Below are 19,779 nucleotides of genomic sequence, written 5' to 3' on the forward strand. Positions count from 1 at the left end.
GCTCTGGGTCAGCGCAGCACGACCCAGAGGATGAGCAGCATGGTCACCAGGAACCCCGTGAAGAAATTCAGCCGCAGGAACCGTTTCCAGCCGTTGTTGGCCCGTTCGGACTCGGCGTCGCTGATCGACCGGTACGGCCAGGCGGCGAGAACGTAGGGGATCACCAGCAGTGCGGCGAGCGGCCCCGGCCAGTCGGTGACCAGCATCAGCACCCCGGCCAGCAGCCAGAAACCGATGGCCAGGCGCACGGTCTGCGCGGCACCGAACGCCGTCGCGATCGAGCTGATACCGCCCTGCCGGTCGGGTTCGACATCCTGCACGGCACCGAAGGCGTGGCTGGCGATGCCCCAGAAGAAGAACGCCGCCAGCACCGCGACGAGGTCTGGCGTGACCAGGGCGCCCGCCACGGCGAGCCCGTACACTGCCGGGCTCACGAAGTGGATGCTCGAGGTGACCGAGTCCAGCACCGGCCGCTCCTTGAAGCGCAGCCGGGGTGCCGAGTACGCGACCACTGCGAAGAGGCTGATCATCAGCACCAGCCAGGACCCGGGGTTCGCGCCGGCGAGCACGAGCATCAGCAGGAGTACCGGCACCGCCGTCGCGACGCCCGAGATCAGCACCGTGCGGTGCAGGCTCTGTTCGAGCATGGCGCCCTCGACGCCGCCCTTCCGGGGGTTGCGAAGGTCGGATTCGTAGTCGAAGACGTCGTTGATGCCATACATGAGCAGGTTGTAGGGAATCAGGAAAAACAGGGTCCCCACCACCAGCAGCGCGTCGATGCGGCCCGTCGTGACGACGTAGGCGGCGGCGAACGGGAAGGCCGTGTTGATCCAGCTCAGCGGGCGGGACGACAGCAGCACCTGCCGAAAGGTGTGGCCGAGTCCGGCCGCCGCGGCGCCGGTGGGGGGAATCGACTCGGTCATTCGTCCTGCTCCGATCGTGGGGTGGTCCGGCGGCGTATGGGCGGCCTGGTGTCGCCGCCGAGCAGCGACCAGACGGCCGGAAGCAGCAGGGCGGCTGCCACCGGATACGCAAAGTCTTCCACTGGCGCGATTCCCACGAACACTCCGGAGATCAGGGCCGGGTCGTACGCGACGAGCCCCACCCCGATCATGATGTTATCGAAGACCGCGGTGAGCACGAGCACAGCGACCAGGGCGAGCCCGGATGCGGCGTAGAGCAGTCTGGAGGCCGGCCGCCGCCACAGGGCCGCGGCAGCCGCCAGCACCGCGAGGCCGAGGAAGATCGTGTTCAGCGTCAGGTAGTTCACGCGGGGTGCCGCCGCTCCAGCAGCATCCGAGCGCCCTGCAGGGCATTCATGAACAGGTAGCAGAGGAAGGTCAGGAAGAAGACCTCTTCGATCGGCAGCTCGGGGGCCACCTGCAGACCGGTCATGAAGACGGTCTCGCCGCGGTAGAAGATGCCGGTACCGATACCGACCAGGTCCCAGGCCAGGAAGAACAGCACCCCCGCCGCGAGCACGACGGCCGCGGTGCGGGGCGCCCGCCAGAAGAACAGGCCGAACCGGCGGTCGAGCACGACCATCCCGGTCAACGACACCAGCAGGGCAAGCAGATACGCGAAACCCAGCATCAGTGCAGAACGGCGGCCAGGGGCTCGGGCAACGGCCCGGTGCTCACGTCCCCACGAATCCGCTTGAGCAGAATCTCGGCGCTGATCAGGCACATCGGCAGGCCGATGCCGGGGATGGTGGTGCCACCGGCGTAGTACAGGCCGTCGATGTGCTTGGACACATTGGTGCCGCGGAAGAACGCGCTCTGCTTGAGGGTATGCGCCGGTCCCAGCGCCCCGCCCTTCCACGAGTTGAGGTCGTCGGCGAAGTCGGCCGGCCCGATGGTGCGCCGCACCAGGATGCGCTCGGCGAGGTCGGGGATGCCGGCCCACTCGGCCAGCTGGCCGATCGCGGCATCCGCGATGCCCTCGACACCGGCCGAACCGGCGCCGTCGATGCCACCGTGGCCGATGCCGGTGTCGGCGGGCACCGGGATGAGTAGGAACATGTTGCTGGCACCGTCGGGCGCCACCCCGGGGTCGGTAGCGCTCGGCAGGCAGGCGTAGAACGACGCCGGGTTGGGCACCGAGGTCTCCTTGCCGAAGATGCGGTCGAAATTGTCGGCCCAGTCCTCGGTGAAGAACAGGGTGTGATGAGCGAGCTTGGGCAGCTCGCCGCTCACGCCGAGCAGCACCAGCACGGCGCCGGGGCCCGAGGTGCGCTTCTGCCACCAGCGCTCCGGGTAGGTCTGCTTGGCCGGTTCGACCAGCTCGGTTTCGGTGTGGTGCAGGTCGGCGGCCGAGACGACCAGATCGGCATCCAGTCGCACCGTCGCACCGGCCGCGTTGGTGTATGTGACACCCTCGACGGCGGCCTTGGCGCGCCGGCCGGCAGGGGTGGGCCCGCTGCGGATGGCCTGCACGGTGGCACCGGTTTCGATGGTGACGCCCTCCGCTCGGGCCAGATCCACGATGCTCTGGATGAGCCGGCTGAAGCCGCCCTGCGGGTAGAGCACACCGTCGGCCAGGTCGAGGTGGCTCATCAGGTGGTACATCGACGGGGTCCGGTCGGGCGAGGAGCCGAGGAACACAGCCGGGTAGCCGAGGATCTGGCGGATGCGCGGGTCGCGGAAGTAGCCGGCAACGAATTTGTCCAGCGGCTGCAGCAGGAGGCGGCCGAGCCGGCCCATCCTGGAGAGCACGTCTTGCACCAGCAGGGGCTTGAACGAGGCGAAGCTCGTGTACAGGAACCTGTCCACGGCCATGTCGTAGGTTTCCTTGGCGCTGACCAGGTACTTCTCCAGGCGGGCGCCGGCACCGGGTTCGAGGCTCTCGAACAGACGGATGTTGTCGGCCCGCTCCGCGCGCACATCCACGGGCTCGGTGTCCGATTCGAAGAACACCCGATAGCCGGGGTCGAGGCGGGTCAGCTGCAACTGCTCGGCCGCGCTCGTGCCCATCAGCCGGTAGAAGTGCTCGAACACCTCCGGCATGAGGTACCAGGACGGACCGGTCTCGAAGCGGAAACCTTCGGCCTCCCAGAAGCCGGCCCGGCCGCCGAGCGTGTCGTGGGCCTCCAGCAGGGTGACCTGGTGGCCCTCCCTGGCCAGGAGTGCCGCGCTGGCCAGGCCCGCGATGCCGCCCCCGATCACCACAGTCCTGGTCGGCGCGTGTGTGGCCGGCGCTGTTCTGGTCGGGGCGGGGCGGGGCTGGCCGGTCTGGCCGCTCACCGTCGCCACGCCTGCGGGCCGAGCGAGGACGAGAGGGCGATCATCAGTTTCTCCGGATCCGGCACCCGAACGCGGGTGCTCATCAAACTCTGGGCGGGGGTCTCCCGCAGTTTCGCAGACAACCGGGCGAATAGCCGGTGGGCGGCGGTGACGGCGCGGCGGCTGCCAGGAGGCAGGAGCGGCAGCACCCGCGCGGCGGCGTCGAGGTCGGCATCCATGTCGTCCAGCAGCAGGTTTTTCTGCGATTCGGTGAGCCGGGTGAGGTCGATACCCGGGAAGTAGTTGCGCCCCAGCGCATCCCGGTCGGCGGCCAGATCGCGCAGAAAATTCACCTTCTGGAACGCGGCGCCGAGGCTGCGGGCACCGTGTTCGAGGACGGCCCGCTCCTGCGGTGTCCGGGGGGACTCGCGCAGAAAGCTGCGCAGGCACATCAGCCCGACGACCTCCGCGGACCCGTAGATGTACTCGGCGACACCCGCCTCGGTGAACGGGGCCGGGTCGAGGTCTCGACGCATCGAGGAGAAGAACGGGCGGGTCAGGGCCGGGTCGATGCCGACCCGGCGGGCGGTGACGGCGAACGCGTGCACCACCAGGTTGGTGCTGAAGCCGCGCGCCATCGCGCGCTCGGTTTCATGCTCGAGATCGTCGAGCAGCTCGCGCTGTCCGGCCAGGTCGATGCCTGCCCCGCTGGCGGCGCCGTCGACAATCTCGTCGGCGATGCGCACGAGCGCGTAGATGCTGCGCACCTCGTCGCGCCGTGCCGGGGCGAGCAGTCGGGCGGCCAGGCCGAACGAGGTGGAGTACTGGGCGATCACCGTATTCGCGCTGGCCAGCGCGGCGGCGTTGTAGCTGTCCAGGCCCGTAGTCTCCGCGCCGACCAGGGAACCGGCCGTGTCGCGGCTCATTTCTGCCGCGTCACGGCGCTGAGGGCGAGCTGGGTGAGGGTGGCGCGCAGCTCGTCGGGCATGAGCGGGCCCTGCAGGGCCTCAACCGCACGGCTGGCGTACTCCCGGGCGAGAGCATCCGCGGTGTCAGGGGCTCCGCAGTCGCGGAGGTGCCCGCGCACCAGTTCGGCCTCGGCCTCGGTGAGGTCGTCCTTGCCCAGGAACGGCGCGATCAGGGGCCACCGGTCGGTGGCGCCGGCGTGCGCGATCAGGGCGGTCTGCTTGCCCTCGCGGAGGTCCGCGAGAACGCTCTTGCCGGTCCTGGCGGGGTCGCCGAACACGCCCAGCAGGTCGTCGGTGAGCTGGAAGGCGACACCGATCAGGCGGCCGAACCGGCCGAGGGCGTCGATGGCCTCCTCCGGCGCGCCGGCCAGGACCGCGCCGGCCTGCAGGGGAGCCTCGAAGGAGTAGATCGCCGTTTTGTGTTCGAGCGTGGTGACGACCTGGTCGATCGTGAGGGGGTCCCGGCTGACGGTGTTGGTCACATCCGCGAGTTCGCCGGCTGCGGAGACGAACACGGCCCGGTCGAGCAGATCGAGCAGCCGGCCGCGCAGTTCGGCGGGCACCGGCAGCAGGGCCAGAGCGCGATGCGCCTCGCTCAGGGCCAGGTCGCCGGCGAGGATGGCCGCTGTGGCGGCCCAGGCCTCGGCCTGCCCGGTTGCCGCACCGTGCGCGATGGCACGTTCGGTGAACCGGCCGGCGATGTTGGCCATCCCGCGGCGGGACAGGTCGCGGTCGATCACGTCGTCGTGGATAAGGAACGCCGTGTGCAGGAGCTCGAAGCTCACCGCGACGGGTGTGGACAGGGTGCGGTCGGTGCCGCCGAAGCCGTCGTAGGCGGCCAGCACCAGGGCGGGCCGGACCCGTTTGCCGCCGCGGCTGGCCTGGTCCAGGGAATCCCAGAGCGCGACGTAGTGGTCGCCGTAGTCGCTGGCGCGCAACCGGGCCGCGGCGAAAAACCTGTGCAGTTCGGTTTCGACGCCCAGCGTCGCGATCTCATGCACGGAAGGTCTCCAGTTCGCGCATCTGCAACACCATCCAGGGACTGAAAGCGAACGGACTGGCCAGCACCGAGCGTCGCAGGGTCTCGGGCTGGGTCCAGGTGAATTCCATGACCTCGTCGGGGTTGGGCACCGGATCCGCGGATGCCCGCGCCAGGTAGACCGGGCACACCTCGTTCTCGACGATGCCGCTGCTGTCGGTCGCGCGGTAGCGGAACAGGGGCAGGGCCAGGTCGATGCGGTCGATGTCGAGGCCGAGTTCGAAGTCGGCGCGCCGGTGCACGGCGTCGGTGAGAGTCTCGGCCGGGGCCGGGTGGCCGCAGAAGGAGTTGGTCCAGACGCCGGGCCAGGTCTTCTTGGCCAGTGCCCGCCGGGTCACCAGGACCTCACCGCGAGCGTTGAACACGTAGCAGGAGAACGCCAGGTGCAGGGAGGTGTCGGCGCCGTGCACGCTGCTCTTGGCGGCGGTGCCGATCTCGCGACCCTCCTCGTTCAGCAGTACAACCAGATCGTCGGCAGGGGCGGCGTGCCGAGATTCGATGGTGTCGAATTCGATCGTGTGTTCTGCTGTGTGCATCACGGGACTTCCTCTCGTGCAGCCAAGATACCCGAAAAAGTACCTAACCGAGTTAGCGATATTCGAGGCTAGCATGGTGCCTATGCCTCCCGCCGTCATACCCGCCGCGGAGCCGAGTCGAGTCGGTTCCGACGCGTACTGGTACCCGGATGCCGCCGCCGGTGCCGGCCCGGAGCCGGTCACCGCGGTCGACGTGCTCCGCGCCGTGCGCAGGTTCCGCGCGGCCGACGTGGCGATGCGCATCCGGGCGCGCTCCGACATGGACATGAACGACTCCGACCTGGTCGCCCTGCGGCACCTGATCGCGGCAGAGGAGCGCTCGGAGCCGATCGGCCCGAAGGACCTCAGTGCCGTTCTCGGCATCACCTCGGCCGCCACGGCCAAGCTGCTCTCGCGGCTGGAGGCATCCGGTCGGCTGCGCCGGGAGCCGCACCCGAGCGACCGGCGTGCGCAGGTGCTGCACGCCACCCGGCGCGCTCACGACGAGATGCGGCGAACCCTGGGAGCGGCACACCAGCGGATGCTGGCCGCCGCCGAGAAGCTCACCGCGCCGGAGCAGCTCGCCGTGGTGCGTTTCCTCGACGAGCTCAGCGGAGCGATGGACGAGCCGGCCGACTCGGCCGCGCCCGACACCGACGCCCCCACCGCACCCTGACTCGCGGGTTTGCGGCGGCTGCCGGTGGCCGAGGGGCTAGGAAGCCGGGCGGTACCCTTGAGTACGTGATTATTCCCGCCGCCCAGCACGTGCACACCCTCCTCGCCTCGTATCCGGACTTCCCCCAACCCGGGATCCTGTTCCATGACCTCAACCCGGTTTTTGCCGATGCCGTGGCCTTCCGAGCGATCATCGACGACCTGAGTGAGCGCTACCGGGGCCAGTTCGACGCCGTGGCCGGCATCGAGGCCCGCGGGTTCCTGCTCGCGGCCGGGATCGGTTACGCCGCCCAGTGCGCGGTCCTCGCGGTGCGCAAGGGCGGAAAGCTCCCCGGCACGGTGCTGACGGAGGAGTACGACCTGGAGTACGGCTCGGCACGCCTCGAACTGGAGGTCGGGCAGCTGCCCGCCGGGTCCCGGGTGCTCATCGTGGATGACGTGCTGGCCACCGGCGGCACCGTCGCGGCCACCGCGCGCCTCATCGAACGGGCCGGCTACCTGACGATCGGTGTCGGCGTGGTGCTTGAACTGGCCGAGCTCGACGGGCGTAGCCGTATCGGCGACGCACCCGTGCACACCATCGTCTCGGTCTAGCCGCGCGCTTTGTGACCCGTGTCGCACGGTTCCTTCGGCACGGGTCGTCTCCGATGGCACAGGTTGTTGCTCGCGGCACGTGGTATTTCCGGCGGCCCGGGATAGAACGCAGGCCGCCGCGATTGCCACGTGCCGCCGGGGCTAACCCGCGCCACGACGCTCGTGGCGGGGTCAGGTCCGGGTACCGCTAGTAGGCGGCGGGGTTGGCCGAGGGCTCGACGGCTGCGCCGGAGAGCACGGCCTTGCTGCCGGACACGCCGAGACGGCTCGCGCCGGCCTCGATCATGGCGAGGGCGTCGGCGTGGCTGCGCACCCCGCCGGAGGCCTTGACGCCGAGGGCATCGCCGACGGTTTCGCGCATCAGGCGCACGGCGTGCACGGTGGCGCCGCCGGCCGGGTGGAACCCTGTCGAGGTCTTGACGAAATCGGCGCCGGCGGCCACGGCCGCGCGGCACACGCCGACGATCTCGTCGTCGGTGAGGGCGGCGGACTCGATGATCACCTTGAGGATCAGGGGTGCGGGGATCTCGGCGCGCACGGCGCTGATGTCGGCTTCGACGAGATCGAACCGGCCGGCCTTGGCCGCACCGATGTCGATGACCATGTCCACCTCGTCGGTGCCCTGCGACACCGACAGGGCGGCCTCGGCAGCCTTGATCGAGCTGGCGTGCTTGCCGCTCGGGAAACCGCAGACCACGGCGACCTTGAGGTCGGCATCCGCGGGAAGGGTCAGCGGCAACATCGACGGCGACACGCAGACCGAGTAGACGCCAAGCTCAACGGCCTCGGCGATGAGGCCGGCCACGTCGGCCTGGGTGGCCTCGGGCTTCAGCAGGGTGTGGTCGATATAGCGGGCGAGGCCGGCGGCGTCGAGTGCGGGGGCGGGTGTGGAAGAGGTCATGCTCGTAAGTCCTTTGGGAGGGGCGGCGAGGTGTCCGCCTGGCTCGATCTTACCCGGCGAGCGGATGATGTTCCCTGGCGGGTGCGGCATGCTTGAGTTATGAGCGGGAGCGGTGATGCGTGGGTCTACGGCCCCGACGGTGCCAGGTTCTGGGGCCGGTACGGGGCGGCCGGTCTGCTCGTGCACCATCCGGACCTCGGTGTCCTTCTGCAGCACCGTGCCCTGTGGAGCCATCAGGGCGACACCTGGGGAGTCCCGGGCGGCGCCAGGCACGAGAACGAGAGCGCCCTCGACGCCGCGATCCGGGAGGCCGGTGAAGAGGCCGGTGTTCCCGCGCACCTGCTCAGGCTGAGCTTCAGTTCGGTGGTCGACCTCGGCTTCTGGTCGTACACCACGGTGGTCGTCCGAGCGCTGGAACCGTTCGACCCGATCATCAGCGACACCGAGAGCATCGCGCTGCGCTGGGTGGCGCCGGCCGAGGTGCAGCAGCTGCCGCTGCATCCGGGTTTCGCGGCCAGCTGGCCCGCGCTCAGGGACCGCCTGGTCTGACCGGGCCGTCGCCGGCGGATGCGCCCACCGAGTCGGGCGCCGGTCGGCGCGGCGGCCACGGCACGAGGGCGGAGACCTCGCGCTGATAGGCCCGATAGCCGGGATGCCTGGAGACCGAGATGCTCTCGGTGAAGGCGGTCGATCCCGCGAAGAGCAGGGTCAGCAACACCGCGCCGAGTGCACCCGGCTGCAGCCAGGTGCCGGCGGCGATGGCGCCGAAGCCGGCGATCACCCACCACTGGGCGATCTCGCAGAAATAGTTCGGATGCCTGGAGAACCCGAACAGTCCGCTCCGCAGAAACCCCGGGTCGGCCCCGCCCCGCGCACGGAGCACGGCGCGGGAGCGTTGGAAGTCCCACTGCTGCTGATCGGCCACGGTCTCCCCGGCGAGGAAGGCGAGGAACAGCACGGTGGCGACCAGGTCGGTAGCGCCGAACGGTGTCTGTGGGTGCTGCAGCCCGATCCACGCCGGCAGGGTGATGAGCAGCAGCAACAGGTTCTGGTAGCCGGAAATGAAGACCAGGTTGAACAGGGCGAACTGGCGCCGGCTCATCCTGCGCCCCAGCGCCGCCCACCGATAGTCCTCACCGCCGGGCCGGTAGCCGCCCTTCCGCGCGAAATTGAAGGTCAGTCGCAGGCCCCACAGTGTGCCGAGCACGGCCATGACGACCAGCCGGGGATCGGTGAGCCCGCCGGCGACGGCGAACACCCACAGATAGACCGGCGGCAGCACCGACCAGGCCCGGTCCACCCAGGAGTACTCCCGGGTCAGAACCGACAGCAGCCAGGTTGTGGCGATGGCGGCCGCACACAGGCTCAGGCACACCAGCAGGGCGGATGCGGCGGCGGTCATCGGGGCGCCGTCCCCTCCGGCACCGCGTCCGCCGACATCGCCTCGTCGAGCACCACATCGCTGGGCGCTTTGTCTGGGCGCAGGCCCCGCCAGCTCGGGTGCCGCAGCCGGCCGGCCGGTGTCCACCCGGCGAACTCGACTTCGCCCACGAGCACCGGGCGCACCCACACGGCGTCGGACGCCTCCTCCGACGGAACGTCGTCGAACGGGGTGTCCGTCGTGGGCAGCTCGTCGAGCCGGCGGCGCAGGCTCGTCAGGTCGCGGTCGCGGAAGCCGGTGCCGATCCGCCCGGCGTACCGCAGTCGGGCTGTGTCGCCGGCCGTCGGCACGCCCACGAGAAGCGAGCCGAAGGTGTCGCCGCGGTGCCCGTTTCCGGGCCGCCAGCCGCCGATCACGACCTCCTGTGCCCTGACGTGTTTGATCTTCACCCACCGGTCGGTGCGGCGTCCGCTCGTGTAGGTACTGCCGGTCTCCTTGGCGATCAGTCCCTCCAGGCCGAGTTGCCGGCTGGTGGCCAGCACCGTGGCGGCGTCGCCGGAGAAGGACGGCGGCACCTGCACGGTTCCGGTGGCCGTCACACCGGCCTCCAAAGCCGCCCGGCGCTCCGCGTACGGCTGGTCGACCAGAGCAGCGCCGTCGTTCTCGAGCAGGTCGAAGACGAAATAGTGCACGGGGGCCCGCCGCTGCGCCCGGCGCACATCACCCTCATCGGTGAGCCCGAGCCTGGTCTGCAGCAGTGAGAAGTCGGGCCGGTTTGTGGTGTCCAGGGCCACGACCTCCCCGTCGAGCACGGCGCCGCCGGTTCCCACGGCCGTTCGCAGGTCGTCCACGAGCTCGGGGAAGGATGCCGTGACGTCGTTGCCGTTCCGGGTGAGGAAGCGCACCTTCCCGCCGCCGTCGAGGTAGGCCAGCATCCGGATGCCATCCCACTTCATCTCGTAGGCCCAGTCGGACTCCGCAGACAGCTCGCGCAGGCTGCCCAGCCTGGCGAGCATGGGGGAGTATCGGGCCTCGGCAGGACCCCAGCCGGCCGGGATCGATCGTTTCGGTTTCATCAGGTGGATCAGCCAGTTGCGCGACCCCGCACCGCCGGTCCGGATGAGCGCGAACTCGTGTTCGGCACCGCCCAGACCGCCGTCCGGTTTGCCGTGCAGGGTGACGATTACCTCATCGTCCCGCCATTTCTGCAGCGAATAGGTGCCGGAATCCCAGATCGACATGGTGCCGGCGCCGTACTCTCCCGCCGGAATATCACCCTGGAACTCGAGATACTCCAGCGGGTGATCCTCGGTGTGCACGGCCAGGTGGTTGTGGGTGGGGTCGGCCGGCACGCCCTTGGGCAGCGCCCACGAGACCAGCACGCCGCCCTGTTCCAGGCGCAGGTCGAAGTGCAGGGCCCTGGCGTGGTGCTCCTGGATCACAAACGATGCCCCGCCACCACCGGAGGGCGTCGGCGGTGTCGCCGTCGGCACGGGCTCAGGGGTGCGCCGGGCGTCGCGCTTGCTGCGGTACTGGTGCAGGCGGTCCTCGTCGGTCCGTGAGGCCGAGCCGGCGCCCGCGTCGATGGCGTCCGCCACTGGGCCCAGCAGGTCGGGGCGTCGTTCCAGTCGTTTCAGCACCTGCCGGTAATCCAGCTGCTCCAGTCCGGGCGACTCCAGCTCCCGCCAGGTTCGCGGTGCCGCCACCAGCGGCCGCAGCAGTCCGCGCAGGCTGTACGGCGCGATGGTGGTCTTGTTCGCGCTGTTCTGGCTCCAGTCCACGAAGACCTTCCCGTCCCGCAGCGACCGGGTCATCGCGCTGAGCACCTCTCCTGGATGGTCCGCTTCCAACGCCCGCGCGAGTTCATGCGCCACCTGGCCCACCTGCTCAGAGGTGTGGCTACCGTCCAGCGCCGCATACAGGTGGATGCCCTTGCTCCCGCTGGTCACCGGCAGGGTGTCCAGGCCCATGTCCAGCAGCAGGGCCCTGGCCCACCGGGCCACCTCCGCGCACTCGGCGAGGCCGACGCCCTCGCCGGGGTCCAGGTCCAGCACCAGCCGGTCGGGGCGGGCCGGGGCGCCCGCCACGTCGAACCGCCACTGCGGCACGTGGATCTCCAGGGTGCCGATCTGGGCGAGCCAGGTGAGGGTGGCCAGGTCGTTCACCAGCGGGTACACGGTGGTGCGCGCCTTGTGAGCGAGTTCCCGGCGCTCCACCCAGTCCGGCGTGCCCTCGGCCAGGTTCTTCTGGAAGAACACCTGCCCGGGCTCCTGGGGCGTGCCCACGCCGTGCACCCAGCGCTTGCGGGTCGCCGGCCGGTCCCGCGCATGGCGGATGAGCTCATCCGCGACCGCCGCGTAGTAGCCCAGGATGTCGGCCTTGGTGGTGCCGGTCTCCGGGTACATCACCTTGTCCAGATGGGTGAGGGTGACCCGGCGGCCACCCACCGTCACGACCTCCCGCTGAGCGCCGTCGGCGCTCACAGCGCCATTCCCCGCAGCCCCCGCGCCAGTTGCCATGTGCCCAGCTTGCTCCACGCCCGCCCACCGGTCTAGCCTCACCCCATAGGACGGGTGTGTACTGGGCTCTGGAGGACGAACGATGCGATCAATCTGGAAGGGCGCCATCACGTTCGGGCTGGTCAACGTGCCGGTCAAGGTCTACAGCGCCACCGAAGACCACGACGTCGAACTGCACCAGGTGCACGACGCTGACGGCGGACGCATCCGCTACCAGCGCCGCTGTGAGGTCTGCGGCAAGGTCGTCGACTACGCGCACATCGACAAGGCCTTCACCGACGGCGACAAGACCGTCGTGATCACCGATGCCGATCTCAAGTCCCTGCCCGAGGAACGCAGCCGCGAGATCGACGTCGTCGAATTCGTGCCCAGCGACCAGCTCGACCCGATCATGTTCGACCGCAGCTACTTCCTCGAGCCAGACGGTTCCTCGCCCAAGGCCTACGTGCTGCTGCGGCGCACCCTGGAGCAGACCGACCGCACCGCCATCGTGCACTTCGCGTTGCGGCAGAAAACGCGGCTCGCCGCACTCCGGGTGCGCGACGGCGTTCTGATGCTTCAGACCCTGCTCTGGGACGACGAGGTGCGGGTGGCCGAGTTCCCGGCGCTTGAGCAGGCCGTGAAGATCTCCGACCGTGAGCTGGACCTCTCCGCGGCCCTGGTGGACTCCTTCGCCGCCGATTTCAGCCCGGGCGACTACACCGATGAGTACCAGGCCCAACTGCGCCGCCTCATCGAAGAGAAGCTCGAGAAGGGTGACGCGATCGACACCGAGGCCACCTTCGGCGGCGCCGACGAGGAGGTCGGCGGGGGAGAGGTGCTCGACCTGATGGAGGCGCTGCGCCGCAGCGTCGACCGCAGCCGGTCCGGGGACGGTGCCGCCAAGACCGGTGCCGCCAAGACCGGTGCCGCCAAGACCGCAGCAACCAAGACGGCAGCAACCAAGACGGCAGCAACCAAGACCGGTGCCTCCAAGACCAAGGCCGCCACGAAGAAGCCCGCCGCCAGGAAAGAAGCCTGAGCCTCTTCCGTGGCCGCTCGATAGACTCGTGTCGTGACCGGGCCCGTTCCACCTCACCTCAGCTCCAGGGTGCTGACGGTGCCGAATCTGCTCAGTTTCCTGCGACTGGCGCTCGTCCCGGTCTTCCTCGCCCTGCTGGTGAGCGGTGAAGACGCCTGGGCGCTCCTGGTCCTCGCGGTGGCCAGCCTCACCGACTACCTCGATGGCGTGATCGCGCGAAGGTTCAACCAGATCACCCGGCTCGGCCAACTGCTCGACCCGGCCGCGGACCGGCTCTACATCTTTGCCGCACTCGTCGGGCTCGCCTGTCGCGATCTGGTGCCGTGGTGGATCGTTGCCGTCGTCGTCGGTCGCGATGTATTCCTGCTCGGCCTGGGAGTTGTGCTGGCCAACCACGGTTTCGGCCCGCTTCCTGTGCATCAGCTGGGCAAGGTGGCCACGTTCTGCCTCTTTTATGCCCTCCCGATGATCATGCTCGGCCAGGCGTTCCCCGAGCTGTCCTGGTGGTCGCAGCCCGTCGGCTGGGCGTTCGGTCTCTGGGGCGCCTACCTCTACTGGTGGGCCGGGGCCATCTACGCGATTGAAACGGTTCGGGTGATTCGGCTTCCGCGCGCTTGAAGGTCCGTTCCATCCGATACGATTTACCCAGTAGGAGGTGCACCGTGGTCGATCCCGACGACAAGAAAGAACCCGTGCGTAAGGTGGCGCCTGAGAATGCCACGGGCAACGTCGACACGACGATGACGTTCAGCCAGGAGTTCGCGGCGTCCTTGGCCGCGCTCGACGCCAACGTCACCGTCGAGGAGCAGGAGGCCATTGCGGCGCTGCCCTCAGGGTCAGCCCTCCTGGTGGTGCGCCGCGGTCCCAATTCGGGTGCGCGTTTCCTCCTGGATGCCGATGTCACCACGGTGGGACGACACCCGAATGCCGACATCTTCCTCGATGACGTCACGGTGTCGCGTCGCCATGCCGAATTCCTGCGCAACGGCCGCATCTTCCAGGTGAAAGACCTGGGATCGCTCAACGGCACGTATTTTGACGGCGAACGCATCGACCTGGCCGTCCTCACCGACGGATCCGAAGTTCAGGTCGGCAAATTCCGCCTCACGTTCTACGCCTCGCGGCTCGACCTCGTTCACCTGGCGAGCGACTAGTGTCGGCGTCCTCCGCCCAGGCCAGACTGCCGGGCGCGACGTCACTCTTGAGTATCGGCCAGGTCCTGGCCCGGTTGACACCGGAATTCCCGGACCTGACCCCGTCCAAACTGCGGTTCCTTGAGGAACAGGGGCTTGTCTCCCCGGCACGCACGGAGTCCGGCTACCGCAAGTTCAACGGCGGCGACGTTGACAGGCTGCGCCTGATCCTGTCGATGCAGCGCGACCACTACCTGCCGCTGAAGGTGATCCGCGCCTACCTCGACGACCTCGACGCGGGCCTGTCACCGGTTCTTCCCGGCGGCGGGGCACCCGGTCCGAGCATGCTCGTGATCGCGCGACGCTTCACCCGCGAGGACCTCCTGCGCGAGTCCGGAGCCTCCTCCACTCTTCTGCACGACGCCGTCACCGCGTCGATCATCGTGCCGGCCGAACACTACGGCGACGACGCCCTCAAGGTGCTCCGCGCCCTGGTCGACCTGCAGCAGAGCGGGATCGAACCCAGGCACCTCCGCGGCTTCCGCGGTGCGGCCGAACGCGAGCTCGGCCTGATCGAGAGCGCCCTGGTTCCGCTGGCCCGCCGCAAAGACGCCTCCAGCCGCGCCAAGGCGGCCGAAATGGCCGTGGAGATCGCCGGGCAGCTCGAAGTGATCCGTGGCAGCCTGATCCGCTCCGCCCTGGGCCGCCTGACCAAATAAGTCGTAGACTGAAAGTTCAACGCACCGAGAACCAGCGTTCTCTCGACACGCCGACACGTTCGGGCGGATGTCATCGCTAGGGGCCGCCGGTCTCGCTAACGTTGAAGTGCGGCCTGAAGGTTCGCATCCACCCCCGAGAGGCGTTCTGTATGAGTGAACTCAATCCCCGAGATGATTCGTCTCGGTACGGTCAGGGGCTGCTCTTCACCGACGGGATGCCCGAGCTCGACGAGAACTCCGGCTACCGGGGCGCCGTCGCGGCGCGCGCCGCGGGTATCAGCTACCGCCAGCTCGACTACTGGGCCCGCACCGAACTCGTGGAGCCCACGGTTCGCGGTGCGGCCGGCTCCGGCTCGCAGCGACTCTACGGCTTCCGCGACATCCTGGTACTCAAGCTCGTCAAACGTCTGCTCGACACCGGCATCTCCCTGCAGCAGATCCGCACCGCGGTCAACCAGCTGCGCGAATCAGGCGTCAACGACCTGGCCCAGACCACCCTCATGAGCGACGGCGCCAGCGTCTACCTCTGCACCTCCAACGACGAGGTCATCGACCTCGTCAGCCGCGGCCAGGGTGTCTTCGGCATCGCCGTCGGCAAGGTCCTGCGCGAGGTGGAAACCACCCTCGTCGAACTCGACACCCAGACGGCCGACCCGTCCGACGAGCTCGCCGCCCGTCGCGTCTCCCGCAAGGTCTCCTAGCCGCAGGAAGTGTGAGAAAAGCCCCGAAAACGCTCGCGTTTCGGGGCTTTTCTCACAGCTCGAGAGCTCTTAGCGCGCGGGGACTTCCGCGTACTCGCCGATGCGTGCGGTGCGCAGGACCCGGTCCAGCAGCTGGTCGAAGTAGTGCGCCATCTCCTGGGCGCTGTCGCCCGGCCAGGTGTGCAGGGGCTTCGCGGCGCCCTGGGCCTGCTGCAGGCTGGTGCGCTCCGGAAGCTGCGGGCTGAGCACCAGCGGTCCGAACATGTCGCGCAGTTCCTTGATCCGGAACTGGTGCTCCAGTGACGCGGTGCGGGCGCGGTTGACGATGATGCCCAACGGCTGCAGCCGGGGGCTGAGGCCACGACGGATTTCCTCGATCGCGCGCAGGGCACGGTCGGCGGCGGCCACCGAGAACAGGCCGGGCTCGGTGACCACGGCAACCCGGTCGCTGGCGGCCCACGCGGTGCGGGTGAGCGCGTTCAGCGAGGGGGCACAGTCGATCAGCACGAGGTCGTAGTCCTTCTCCACCGTGGAGAGGGCCTCCTCGAGCTTCCAGATGTCCCGGATGCTGGGGTGCGGGCCGTCGAAATTAATGGCGGAGGGGCTGCCGATCATGACGTCGATCGTGCCGGGGCGACCGCGGGTCCAGCCGCTGGGCGCGATGGCGGCCCGAACGACTTTTTCCTTCGGCGAAGCCAGCACGTCGGCGACGTTGAGGTGGCCGGCGAGCTGGATGTCGAGCCCGGTAGAGACATCTGATTGCGGATCGAGGTCGACCACGAGGGTCCGAACACCGCGGGCGAAGGCGGCAGAAGCCAGACCAAGGGTTACCGTGGTCTTGCCTACCCCTCCCTTGAGGGAGCTAACGCTAAGTACGTGCACAAGTAGATACGTTACCTTCACTAGTCTTAGAGAACCTAACCGTCAGCTGTGTGCCGCTCCCGGATCGAAAGGTCTCTATGTTCACCAAAATCCTCGTCGCCAACCGTGGAGAGATAGCAATCCGCGCGTTCCGCGCCGCCTATGAACTGGGCGCGAAAACCGTCGCCGTCTTCCCGTTCGAAGACCGCAATTCACTGCACAGGCTGAAGGCCGACGAGGCTTACGAGATCGGCGAACCCGGACACCCCGTCCGCGCCTACCTCGATGTGTCCGAGATCATCCGGGTGGCCAAGGAGAGCGGCGCAGACGCCATCTACCCCGGCTACGGATTCCTCTCCGAGAACCCCGAGCTCGCCGAAGCGGCCAAGGCCGCCGGCATCACCTTCATCGGGCCGGGCTCGCACGTGCTCGAGATGGCCGGCAACAAGGTCACCGCCAAGGAACACGCCATCGCTGCCGGTGTGCCCGTCCTCAAGTCCAGCGCGCCGTCGCGAGACGTCGAGGAGCTCATCGCGGCCGCAGAGGAGATCGGCTTCCCCATCTTCGCCAAGGCCGTCGCCGGCGGCGGTGGACGCGGCATGCGCCGCGTCGCCTCCATGGCCGACCTGCGCGGTTCCCTCGAAGAGGCCATGCGCGAGGCCAACAGCGCCTTCGGTGACCCCACCATGTTCCTCGAGCAGGCGGTGCTCCGGCCCCGCCACATCGAGGTGCAGATCCTTGCGGACGCCACGGGCGAGACCGTGCACCTGTTCGAGCGCGACTGCTCGGTGCAGCGCCGCCACCAGAAGGTCATCGAGATCGCACCGGCCCCCAACCTGCCGGAGGAGATCCGTCAGCGACTGCACGCCGACGCCGTGGCCTTCGCCAGGTCGATCGGTTACGTCAACGCCGGCACCGTCGAATTCCTGCTCGACACCGTCGGCGAACGCGCCGGCCAGCACGTGTTCATCGAGATGAACCCGCGCATCCAGGTGGAGCACACCGTGACCGAGGAAGTCACCGACGTCGACCTCGTGCAGTCCCAGATCCGCATCGCCGCAGGGGAGACCCTGGCCGACCTCGGCCTGGGCCAGGACACGATCAAACTGCGCGGCTTCGCCCTGCAGTGCCGCATCACCACAGAGGACCCCACCGCGGGATTCCGCCCGGACACCGGCAAGATCACCACCTACCGCTCGCCCGGCGGCGCCGGCATCCGCCTGGACGGCGGAACCATCAACCCCGGCGCGCAGATCAGCCCGCACTTCGACTCGATGCTCGCCAAGCTCACCTGCCGCGGCCGCGACTACGCGTCCGCCGTCACCCGCTCCAAGCGCGCGTTGGCCGAGTTCCGCATCCGCGGCGTCTCCACCAACATCGCCTTCCTGCAGGCCGTGCTGGAAGACCCCGACTTCGCCAACGGCGACCTGAGCACCTCCTTCATCGACGAGCGTCCGCAGCTGCTGCGTGGCCGGGCCTCCAAGGACCGCGGCACGAAGATCCTCAACTGGCTCGCCGACGTCACCGTGAACCAGCCCAACGGTGTGCCCCTGACCCTGCTGAACCCCGCAGAGAAGCTGCCCAAGCTCGACCTGTCCATTCCGGCGCCGGAGGGTTCGCGGCAGAAGCTGCAGCTGCTCGGCCCGGTCGGCTTCGCCAGCGCCCTGCGCGCCCAAACGGCGCTGGCCGTCACCGACACGACCTTCCGTGACGCCCACCAGTCGCTGCTGGCCACCCGGGTGCGCACCAAGGACCTCGTCGCCGTGGCTCCCTACGTGGCCAGGCTCACCCCCGAACTGCTCTCGGTCGAGGCCTGGGGCGGTGCCACCTACGACGTGGCCCTCCGCTTCCTCGGCGAAGATCCGTGGGAGCGTCTCGGCGCCCTGCGCGAGGCCCTGCCGAACATCAACATCCAGATGCTGCTGCGCGGCCGCAACACCGTGGGCTACACCCCGTACCCCACCGAGGTGACGGATGCGTTCGTCCGCGAGGCCAGCGATTCAGGTGTTGACATCTTCCGCATCTTCGACGCCCTCAACGACGTCAACCAGATGCGTCCGGCCATCGACGCCGTGCTGAACACCGGCGACAGCGTTGCCGAGGTGGCGCTCTGCTACACCGGCGACCTGCTCGACCCTGCCGAGGACCTCTACACGCTCGACTACTACCTGCGCCTGGCCGACCAGATCGTGGCGTCCGGCGCGCACATCCTGGCCATCAAGGACATGGCCGGGCTGCTGCGGCCCGCCGCCGCGGCGAAGCTCGTCACCGCGTTCCGCGAACGGTTCGACCTGCCGGTGCACGTGCACACGCACGACACCCCCGGCGGCCAACTGGCGACCCTGCTGGCGGCCTCCCAGGCCGGAGCCGACGCCGTGGACGTGGCCAGCGCCCCGATGGGCGGCACCACCAGCCAGCCGTCGGCGTCCTCCCTCGTGGCCGCGCTCGCTCACACCGAACGGGACACCGGCATCTCCCTCCAGAACGTCTGCGACCTCGAGCCGTACTGGGAAGACGTGCGCCGGGTCTACCACCCCTTCGAATCGGGCCTCCGCGCCCCCACCGGCCGGGTGTACAAGCACGAGATCCCGGGCGGGCAGCTGTCCAACCTGCGCACCCAGGCCATCGCGCTCGGCCTCGCCGATGACTTCGAGCTCATCGAAGACATGTACGCGGCAGCGAACGAGATCCTGGGCCGCGTGCCCAAGGTGACACCGTCCTCCAAGGTCGTCGGTGACCTGGCCCTGTACCTCGCGGCCGTGAACGCCGACCCGGCTGATTTCGAAGCCAACCCTTCCAAGTACGACGTGCCGGACTCCGTGGTGGGCTTCATGGCCGGCGAACTCGGCGACCTGCCGGGCGGCTGGCCGGAGCCCTTCCGCAGCAAGGTGCTCGAGGGCCGCAGTATCCGGGTGAGCACGACCGAGCTGACCGACGAGGAACGTACCGCCCTCGACGCCGACAGCCCCACTCGACGCGCCATGCTCAACCAGCTGCTCTTCCCGGCTCCCACCCGGACCTTCCAACAGATCCGCGAACTCTTCGGCGACCTGTCCGTGGTCGACACTGTCGACTACCTTTACGGTCTGCGGCAGGGCACCGAACACTCGGTCGAGATCGACAAGGGTGTGCGGCTCTACGTCGGGCTCGAGGCGATCGGCGAGGCCGACGAGAAGGGCATGCGCACCGTCATGACCATTCTCAACGGGCAGCTGCGTCCGGTCTTCGTGCGTGACCGCAGCATCGCCGTGGTCAGTAAGGCGGCCGAGAAGGCCGACGCCAACCAGCCCGGCCAGATCGCCGCACCGTTCTCCGGTGTGGTCACCCTGCAGGTCGCCGATGGCGACCACGTGACCGCCGGCCAGAGCGTCGCGTCGATCGAGGCCATGAAGATGGAAGCAGCCATCACCTCACCCATCGCCGGCGTCGTCGAAAGGGTCGCGATCCCCGCCACCCAGCAGGTCGACGCGGGAGACCTGCTCGTAGTGGTGCGGCCACGCTAGGCTGAGGCCTGATTTGGGGCCCATTCGT

Annotated in this window: 20 protein-coding genes; 9 read left to right on the forward strand and 11 right to left on the reverse strand. The window is 68.9% G+C overall.

Annotated elements, in window-relative coordinates; genetic code table 11:
- Positions 1–8: 8 nt before the first annotated feature.
- The 7 genes from E3T22_RS08800 to idi are packed head-to-tail and all read right to left on the reverse strand — an operon-like array spanning position 9 to position 5,764.
- A complete protein-coding gene (locus E3T22_RS08800; protein ID WP_088456026.1) occupies positions 9–923 on the reverse strand; it encodes a prenyltransferase in 915 nt (304 codons plus the stop codon).
- A complete protein-coding gene (locus E3T22_RS08805) occupies positions 920–1,270 on the reverse strand; it encodes a lycopene cyclase domain-containing protein (RefSeq protein ID WP_134480815.1) in 351 nt (116 codons plus the stop codon). The genes E3T22_RS08800 and E3T22_RS08805 overlap by 4 nt, the downstream gene beginning before the upstream one ends.
- The gene (locus E3T22_RS08810; protein ID WP_370291535.1) at positions 1,267–1,593 is read right to left on the reverse strand and encodes a lycopene cyclase domain-containing protein; all 327 of its coding nucleotides are present in this window, start codon (positions 1,591–1,593) and stop codon (positions 1,267–1,269) included. The genes E3T22_RS08805 and E3T22_RS08810 overlap by 4 nt, the downstream gene beginning before the upstream one ends.
- Positions 1,593–3,242, reverse strand: coding sequence for a phytoene desaturase family protein (gene crtI / locus E3T22_RS08815; RefSeq protein WP_370291534.1), 1,650 nt, complete (start codon positions 3,240–3,242; stop codon positions 1,593–1,595). The genes E3T22_RS08810 and crtI overlap by 1 nt, the downstream gene beginning before the upstream one ends.
- On the reverse strand, positions 3,239–4,147 hold the full coding sequence (locus E3T22_RS08820) for a squalene/phytoene synthase family protein (protein ID WP_088456029.1): 909 nt from the start codon (positions 4,145–4,147) through the stop codon (positions 3,239–3,241). The genes crtI and E3T22_RS08820 overlap by 4 nt, the downstream gene beginning before the upstream one ends.
- On the reverse strand, positions 4,144–5,190 hold the full coding sequence (locus E3T22_RS08825; RefSeq protein ID WP_088456030.1) for a polyprenyl synthetase family protein: 1,047 nt from the start codon (positions 5,188–5,190) through the stop codon (positions 4,144–4,146). Before E3T22_RS08825 ends, E3T22_RS08820 begins: the two co-directional genes overlap by 4 nt.
- Complete coding sequence (idi, locus tag E3T22_RS08830; protein WP_088456031.1) at positions 5,183–5,764, reverse strand: isopentenyl-diphosphate Delta-isomerase; 582 nt, start codon at positions 5,762–5,764, stop codon at positions 5,183–5,185. Before idi ends, E3T22_RS08825 begins: the two co-directional genes overlap by 8 nt.
- 82 nt (positions 5,765–5,846) lie before the next feature.
- On the opposite strand from idi, the gene E3T22_RS08835 reads away from it, so the two are divergent.
- Positions 5,847–6,419, forward strand: a complete 573-nt coding sequence (locus E3T22_RS08835) for a MarR family winged helix-turn-helix transcriptional regulator (protein WP_166788875.1) — start codon at positions 5,847–5,849, stop codon at positions 6,417–6,419.
- 65 nt (positions 6,420–6,484) lie between these two features.
- A complete protein-coding gene (locus E3T22_RS08840; protein ID WP_134480814.1) occupies positions 6,485–7,012 on the forward strand; it encodes an adenine phosphoribosyltransferase in 528 nt (175 codons plus the stop codon).
- Positions 7,013–7,199: 187 nt separating this feature from the next.
- Here E3T22_RS08840 and deoC read toward each other — a convergent pair whose 3' ends face one another.
- Positions 7,200–7,913 carry a deoxyribose-phosphate aldolase gene (gene deoC / locus E3T22_RS08845; protein WP_134409052.1) on the reverse strand — a complete coding sequence of 238 codons (714 nt, stop codon included), beginning with the start codon at positions 7,911–7,913 and terminating at the stop codon, positions 7,200–7,202.
- A gap of 99 nt (positions 7,914–8,012) precedes the next feature.
- Here deoC and E3T22_RS08850 point away from each other — a divergent pair, with 99 nt between their 5' ends.
- On the forward strand, positions 8,013–8,462 hold the full coding sequence (locus E3T22_RS08850; protein WP_088456035.1) for an NUDIX domain-containing protein: 450 nt from the start codon (positions 8,013–8,015) through the stop codon (positions 8,460–8,462).
- Here the strand turns inward: E3T22_RS08850 and E3T22_RS08855 are convergent.
- Both E3T22_RS08855 and E3T22_RS08860 read right to left on the reverse strand, forming a co-directional pair.
- A complete protein-coding gene (locus E3T22_RS08855) occupies positions 8,443–9,315 on the reverse strand; it encodes a DUF1295 domain-containing protein (RefSeq protein ID WP_134480813.1) in 873 nt (290 codons plus the stop codon). The genes E3T22_RS08850 and E3T22_RS08855 overlap by 20 nt on opposite strands.
- Positions 9,312–11,813 (reverse strand): ATP-dependent DNA ligase, encoded by a 2,502-nt coding sequence (locus E3T22_RS08860; RefSeq protein WP_134480812.1) that lies wholly within the window; start codon positions 11,811–11,813, stop codon positions 9,312–9,314. Before E3T22_RS08860 ends, E3T22_RS08855 begins: the two co-directional genes overlap by 4 nt.
- A gap of 82 nt (positions 11,814–11,895) precedes the next feature.
- Between E3T22_RS08860 and E3T22_RS08865 the strand changes: the two genes are divergently transcribed.
- The 5 genes from E3T22_RS08865 (at position 11,896) to E3T22_RS08885 (ending at position 15,387) form a co-directional block, all read left to right on the forward strand.
- Positions 11,896–12,834: a Ku protein gene (locus E3T22_RS08865; RefSeq protein WP_134480811.1), complete on the forward strand. Its 939-nt coding sequence runs from the start codon at positions 11,896–11,898 to the stop codon at positions 12,832–12,834.
- Positions 12,835–12,867: 33 nt separating this feature from the next.
- A complete protein-coding gene (locus E3T22_RS08870) occupies positions 12,868–13,452 on the forward strand; it encodes a CDP-alcohol phosphatidyltransferase family protein (protein WP_241983648.1) in 585 nt (194 codons plus the stop codon).
- Positions 13,453–13,574: 122 nt separating this feature from the next.
- Entirely contained in the window at positions 13,575–13,988 is a 414-nt protein-coding gene (locus E3T22_RS08875) for an FHA domain-containing protein (RefSeq protein WP_088457974.1), read from the forward strand.
- The gene (locus E3T22_RS08880) at positions 13,988–14,686 is read left to right on the forward strand and encodes a MerR family transcriptional regulator (RefSeq protein WP_088456039.1); all 699 of its coding nucleotides are present in this window, start codon (positions 13,988–13,990) and stop codon (positions 14,684–14,686) included. The genes E3T22_RS08875 and E3T22_RS08880 overlap by 1 nt, the downstream gene beginning before the upstream one ends.
- Positions 14,687–14,835: 149 nt before the next feature.
- Complete coding sequence (locus E3T22_RS08885) at positions 14,836–15,387, forward strand: MerR family transcriptional regulator (RefSeq protein WP_088456040.1); 552 nt, start codon at positions 14,836–14,838, stop codon at positions 15,385–15,387.
- A gap of 69 nt (positions 15,388–15,456) precedes the next feature.
- Here E3T22_RS08885 and E3T22_RS08890 read toward each other — a convergent pair whose 3' ends face one another.
- The gene (locus tag E3T22_RS08890) at positions 15,457–16,269 is read right to left on the reverse strand and encodes a ParA family protein (protein WP_088456041.1); all 813 of its coding nucleotides are present in this window, start codon (positions 16,267–16,269) and stop codon (positions 15,457–15,459) included.
- Between the two features lie 77 nt (positions 16,270–16,346).
- On the opposite strand from E3T22_RS08890, the gene E3T22_RS08895 reads away from it, so the two are divergent.
- Positions 16,347–19,751: a pyruvate carboxylase gene (locus E3T22_RS08895; RefSeq protein WP_088456042.1), complete on the forward strand. Its 3,405-nt coding sequence runs from the start codon at positions 16,347–16,349 to the stop codon at positions 19,749–19,751.
- Positions 19,752–19,779: the final 28 nt, after the last annotated feature.

Source organism: Cryobacterium sp. TMB3-10, from assembly GCF_004402305.1.
Lineage (GTDB): Bacteria > Actinomycetota > Actinomycetes > Actinomycetales > Microbacteriaceae > Cryobacterium > Cryobacterium zongtaii.